At 42.5% G+C, this 6,619-nt stretch carries 2 protein-coding genes; both read right to left on the bottom strand.

Annotation, left to right across the window (positions count from 1 at the left end; genetic code table 11):
- Nucleotides 1-1,379: G5 domain-containing protein (locus HMPREF2991_RS08295; protein WP_257372018.1), on the bottom strand; the 1,379-nt coding region annotated here is incomplete at its 3' end.
- Between the two features lie 251 nt (nt 1,380-1,630).
- The coding region (locus HMPREF2991_RS11050) for a ZmpA/ZmpB/ZmpC family metallo-endopeptidase (RefSeq protein ID WP_070683824.1) at nt 1,631-6,619 on the bottom strand (4,989 nt) is incomplete at its 5' end.

The following is a 6,619-nucleotide window of genomic DNA, read 5'->3' as shown; positions in this document are numbered from 1 at the left end:
GTGTAGGGTTCTGCTACCGTCGTGGTAACATCCTTTTCCTCAACGTTTAAGCTTGGAACTTCATTTATTGGAGCGTCTGTTGGTTTCTCGCTAACAGGGCCTGTTCCAACTGTTACGATTTCTGATACTGCTGGGGTTGTCACTTCGTTAGAGAGTTCCTGGCTTCTCTCTACTTTTCCATCTACCATGTACTGACGGGTGACGATCGTACGCACACCATCTTGACCAGCTTGGGTTATCTTGGTCTGGCCAACTGGCAAACTATCACTCTCAACTTGTTCTCGAGTGTAGGGTTCTGCTACCGTCGTGGTAACATCTTTTTCTTCAACGTTTAAGCTTGGAACTTCATTTACAGGAGCGTCTGTTGGTTTTTCACTAACGGACTCCTCTGGGCTTGGTTTTGTAGGAGAAAGGACCTTGCTTCCGACTTTTCTAATCTCAGAAGTAGGCTCAGTCGTTACCTGATTGGAAACCTCCTCTGTATGGATCACCTGACCATTTAAAATGTAGCTGCGGGTCAGAATGGTACGACTACCATTTTTCCCTGCCTGAATCACCTCAGTTTGACCTTGCGGCAAATCAGCCGCCTCTACTTCCTCCACTTGGAAAGGAATAATCTCTGTACGACTGGTATCTTTACTTTCAACCTTTAACTCTGGTTGTTCAAAGACAGGAGCATCACTTGGTTTCTGAGCACGGTACTCTTCCTGCGCTTGACTTCCGTTTGAAGTTTGAACTGGAGTATCAATAGGAGCCGAATGATTCAACTCTTTCTTGCCATCAACTGAAGGCTTCACTTCTTTTTGAGATTTCAAATACCCTACATATTGGTAGCCTTCAATCGTAAGTGGGGATTGCAATGTTTCCCCGATCTGTACAGTCAATTCCTGATTATAGTCTGCCAGCATTTGATTTGTCAAAGCCAAGGAAGTTGGCGCAATTAGCTGACTTCCTAGACTGGTCAAAAGCATGAAAGAAGCGAGTTTCTTGCGATCATCTCTTCCCAGTTTAATCGCTACGACCAGTAGCACAATGCCTGCCCCCGCTGCAATTGAGCTAATGAGTTGGCTATGACCAGTTGCAGGCAACTGTCTCGTCGGACGATAAATCAAATAGTATGTATCATCTGTTTCCTCAGCAAACTGTGGCAATTCTTTGACTACCAATTGCTTCTCTTGGTCCGTGAGCTCACTCTCTGTCACGTACTTATAGTGGATTTGTTTTGTGACGGATGGCGTCTGTTCACTGGCTGCTACATTTGCAAGAGAACCTCCTCCACTAAAAAGGTAGAAAACCCCTACCAAAGCAGAAACCAAACCAACCGAAACTTTTCTCAATGAAAAACGCTGGTGCTTTTCTCCTAAATAACTTCTTTTCATTCCTAATCTTTCCTTCATCATGATTTGAATCCCCTCTATTCTACCGAAATTTACTAGATTATTCAATTTATTTGCTATAAATAATAGCCACAAAAAAACTGCTAATCTTTTCAGTTCATTTACGCTGTCAAAATTCTTATCTTATCAGGTCTTGAATGCACAAACAAGATCATGGAGAAACCACAGAAAAAATTCCTAGGTAGCCTTAAACCTAGGAATTTTTCAAATTTTAATCAAACAGAATCGTTTCCTTATTTCTTGAAAATAGACTGTCTGAAGTCGTCTGTCTCACGAAGATAAGCGTTGTAAATCTTCTTCTTAAGCAGGTTGACCCAGCTAGCTTCGACACGGCTAGTAGCATTGGTAATGTTGCGTACATCCTCTGCTACTGCTGCATCCATCAATTGCTGCATCTCTGCATAAGAACGAATGGTTACTTTCTTGGTACTGTTTGGATTTTTAAGCTCGTACTCAATGGTGATTGGCTTCAGTTTGGTCAACTGATCAATTCGCTCCTTGTACATGGCCTTCTTGAAGGCTGCCCAAGAGGTGTATTCACCTTTAAATACATTTTCCAAGACTTTCTGGTCTGTCACGAGACCGACATCTCTTCCAGACCATCCGTCCCACGTTTTCTTCCCTTCATCGAAGGCTTCCTGAGAGTACTGACCGGAAACATAAGGGACAAATCCGTCATGGTAGCCCTTGGCTGCTAGTAATTCATAGGCTGTGCGACGGAACATGACGTCACCTGGCGCTCCATTTGGATTGCTCAAGGCTGAGTAAATTGGTGAGAAGAGGCTGAGACTGAGGTAGCCATTTCGGCCGTATTTTCCGCTTTCCTTGTTCTCCCGACGAGTGATAACATCATTTTCAATCAAAGAGTCAAAGGTCTTTAATTGCTTGATTTCTTCAGCAGTGAAGCTTCGCGTCTGGTTACCAGCATGAGTCTCCTTACCATACTTATCTGTAATATAGTAATTCTCCATCTTTCTGAACCACTGTAACTTGGCAGTATCGCTCTGCTTCAGCATAGAAGTACCTTCTAGATAGTCCAAGGTGTAAATCATGTCAAACATACCATGGACATAGTGTTGAAGGTCTGCTTCATTTTGAACACGTTCCTTGAAATTATAGGTATGCATACGGGTCTTAGAATCCTTGTCCACCTTGAAGAGAGTATTGAGCGTAATAGTTGGTTCATCTGCACTCGGCGAAGACTGCAAGAGTCCGCGAGCATAGAGTTCCGCACCTAGTCCCTCACGACGACCATATCCTTCAAAGTAAATAGCACCGTCAGAGTTATGGGTCATCTCATGCGTGTAGACTGAGTTACCATAGTCTTCCAACAATTTAGCAGCATCAAAGTGAGTTACACTTCCTGTCGCATAGGCATTATAACCCTTGCTTGGATACCACTTGCCGGCAGGTCCGAAGAACTCCTGCATAGCTAGAGATTTTTTATCATTAGCTGGAGCCCAGTATTTTTGACCATTCTTGTCAACCAATGAGAATCCATCATAAACCAGAACAGAACGGAAGAGCTTGTCCTTGCTTTCTGGACTGAGAATCTTATACCAGAAATCATAGTGATCACGTTGCCATTCAGCTGACTTTCTAACACGGTCTTCGACATATTCAACTAGTTCTGCGTCTGTGCGCACTCTGTTATTAGCATCCAGACGATAGCGATCATAAGCCCCCATAGAGAGGGTAGACATATTAGAGATAGCATAGACACCTTTTTCAGTCATGGTCAAGAGTGGTAGGAGCATGCCCTTGTGTTCCCAATTATCTGCTGTAATCTTGTCATAAACACCGACAGAGTACTTGCTCTTGCCCTCGGCTGCATCCTGAAGCTGTCTAGCCTCTGCTACATCCGATTTAGCCTCAACGATGTAGGCCTTTGTATTGGTTTTGAGCCATTCATTATTAGTCTTATATGGTAGGAAGAGCTGACGGTAGCCTTCAAGGTAATTGAAGAGTCCTCGCTTGCCAGTTGCTTCAGAGAGCGAATTGTCATACGCTGTATAGTTGTTCTTAGCCTTGAGATTCTCAAGTCCTGATTTCCCTAAAGCAATGATTGTATCTAAAGTCGAAACATCATTCTTACCGTAGAAATCAAACTTGTAAGCCGACAAGTCCTTAACATTAAAGTTATCATAGTTGATATTATACCAACGGTTAAGGTAAGTCAGACCCAATAGGAAAGCTTCTTTATCAGCAAGAATCTTCTTAACAAGATAATCCTTAACTACTTCACCTTCAGTATTGATAGCCTTATCCATAGCCAGAACTTTTCGTAGTTCTACTGACAGTTTGCTTTTCACTTGCGTAAATGCGGTGTCTAAATATAGTTCATCCAAAGAAGTGTCTGCTGTTACTCCGAGAGCTGTACGCATAGCTGGCGAATCAAGAACAACCTTGTTCAGTTCTGGCAAGACTTGATTTAGAACACTTGTATAATCTGATGCAAAGGCTTCTGGAGTATAAAGAAGGTCTAACCCCTTGATACTATACTCAGCAATGCCTCGATTTACGAAATCTCCCTGATAAGATATTTCTAGGTAGTCAATGGTATTGTCCATGTAGTGAAGCATCAAACGATTGATTGCTGTTTTATTGCTATGGATATCAGTGATAATCTGGTCACCCTTCATCGGAACAACATCCAGTAGGTACTCCTTGTTCAACTTATGCTCTTTCGGAATCTTGTTCGCAAACGAAACAATGGTTTCTTTATTGTAGAAAGGAAGCAGTTTCTCCATATTTGCGTAAGAATATCCGCGGTCAAATTGAGCATTGTTTACTTCACCATAGTCGACAAAACGCATATTTAGATTCGTGTCATCTAGGCTAGTTGTTATGTCCATAGCAGTCAGTTTTTCTTCCATTTCTTCTTGAGTAATTGTAGAAGTAACAAACTGATCGTTTTTCAAGGTTTCGCTTTTGGCAACTTTATATGCTTGCGTAATGCGGTCGTTTTTGTAGCCCTGATCCCCAGAAATACTGTAAACATTTGTACCGCTAACATTACTGATAACATTATCAACTAAACCATTGAAGTAGTTCGAGCCGACCACTCCACCGATTTGACCGTTAGTGGTTGAATTATATAATTTTCCTATCACATAAGATTTGGTGATTCGAGCATTGTTTTCTAGACGTCCAACCAAACCACCAATACGTTGTTCATTTGATCGTGCACCACTAATAATCGTTACATCTGCTTTACTTTGGCTAAGAAGAGATTCTCCTCCTTTAAGGCTCGCAACCAAACCACCTACGTTATAAGCTTTGATGTGTTGATTGTTAGATAGGATGGTACCAGTAAAGGAACTATTGGTAATTTGCGTATTGGTTCCAGTAACTACTAGACCCGCTACGTTAGAAGCGTTACCTACTACCGATACTCTCCCTTGAACAGAAACGTCTGTGATTCGCGCATTTTCCGCATTGCGTGCCAGTGCAGCCGAGTCATAGGTACCCACGATATTCACATCTTTAAAGTCGATATTTGAAATGGTAGACCCACTCTTGAGGTTTTCAAATAAAGGCTTGGCTAGATTATAAATGGCGTATTGCTTACCATTATGACTACCTGTCAGACTGCCGGTGAAGTTCCCTTTGAGGTAGACATAATCCGCAGGAGCTAGGTTGACCTCGCTCGCATCCAAATCAGCTCCCAGAACATAATTTCCTGCCATATTTCGCTTCATAGCGTCTACCAATCCAGCAAAGCTAGTGTAGACATTTTGCTGACTTGGGACTGCCTTACTGATGTAGAAGTCATGCCCAGACTTGTAGCCCGCTTCACTTTCTTGGACGAGTTCAGGAAGGGTTACATTAACCTTATAGACTGCCTTACCATCTTTCTCTGCTTCAGAAATACTGTGAACTGGTAAGAGAATTTCTTTGGATTCGCTTGATTTGATCTTGACGAAGTAAGTAGACAGATCCGTAGGCATAGAGCTCATCGATACAAGGCGCTTGTATTGATCGTTTTCTTTATGATAAAACTCAACTGAATCAATATCACGGAAGGTTATTTTCTTGTATTCTAGCTCAAAGTTACGACTATCTGTTTCAAACTCAGTAAAGCTACCATTATCCAATTCATAAGTCAACTTGGTTTTCAAAGTATAACCTGTATAGTAGTCTAGATCGCCAATTTTCAAGCTGCCAGCAAAATTGGTAATTGGAAGAGTGCGAACCAGCTGATCTCCCTGGTACAATTCTGCAGTCGCTGAACGTAAGGACTGGGTCTGGTCTTCCAATCTATATTGGACCGTCACCGACTTATCATCAGCATTCTCAGTCAGACTTAGAATGGAAACTGTCGGCTTGACTTTAGGCACACCATTTAGAGCTTCTTTGGATGCTGTCAGGTTAGCAAGAGCTTGGTTGACCCGTACTTGTGTAGCAATCTGATTGTTCAAAACTCTTTCAGCCTTGGTCAATTCGTCAGTATAAGCTGTCTGCTTATCTGAGTCCGCATTCTTATATTTAACCGAAGTTTTAACTCTTGGATTTAAATCGTACTCAGTCTGAAGAGCTGTTTTAACAACTTCAAGACCACTTAATTGAGCCTTGGCTTGATTGATTTGTTCCACCAGTTGGTTGACTTCTGCTTGGCTGGCTTGGGATTGGCTCAGAATCGCTTGACCAGCCGTCAAAGCAGCATCATAGTTAGCTTGATGACTCTGACTATCGTTGAAATAACGGGCCTGAGCTTTAATCTGATCCGCTTCTGCCAAGAGATTATGCAGTGAAATTAAATCGAACTCCTCTAAAGCATCTGCTTTCGGTGGATCGTTCGGTACCATGTTTGGCTTAGCCGTTCCAACTTTGACTACTTGCGTTACGGGAGCTAGAGTTTCCTCGTTGGACAACTCTTGGCGATCAACCTCTTGACCGTTAGAACTGTAGACGCGAGTCTTAATCGTGCGCTCACCCTCAACACCTGGAGTCGCGATTTGACGAGCATTTTGAATAAGCTCATCCGTTTCTTCTTCACGAATGCTAAAGTTGATTTTCTCAACCCGAGTTTCGTCAGTATATGTCAGTGGATACTCTGGCAGAGCGTCTGCTTTCGGCGCTTCATTTGGCACCATAGTTGGCTTAGCTGTTCCGACTTTGACGATTTGCGTTACTGGAGCTAGGGTTTCCTCATTAGACAATTCTTGGCGGTCAATTTCCTGATCATTGGAACTGTAGACACGAGTCTTGATAGTCCGTTC

Source organism: Streptococcus sp. HMSC072D07, assembly GCF_001814835.1.
GTDB lineage: Bacteria > Bacillota > Bacilli > Lactobacillales > Streptococcaceae > Streptococcus.
This window is presented reverse-complemented; position numbering and strand designations above follow the sequence as displayed.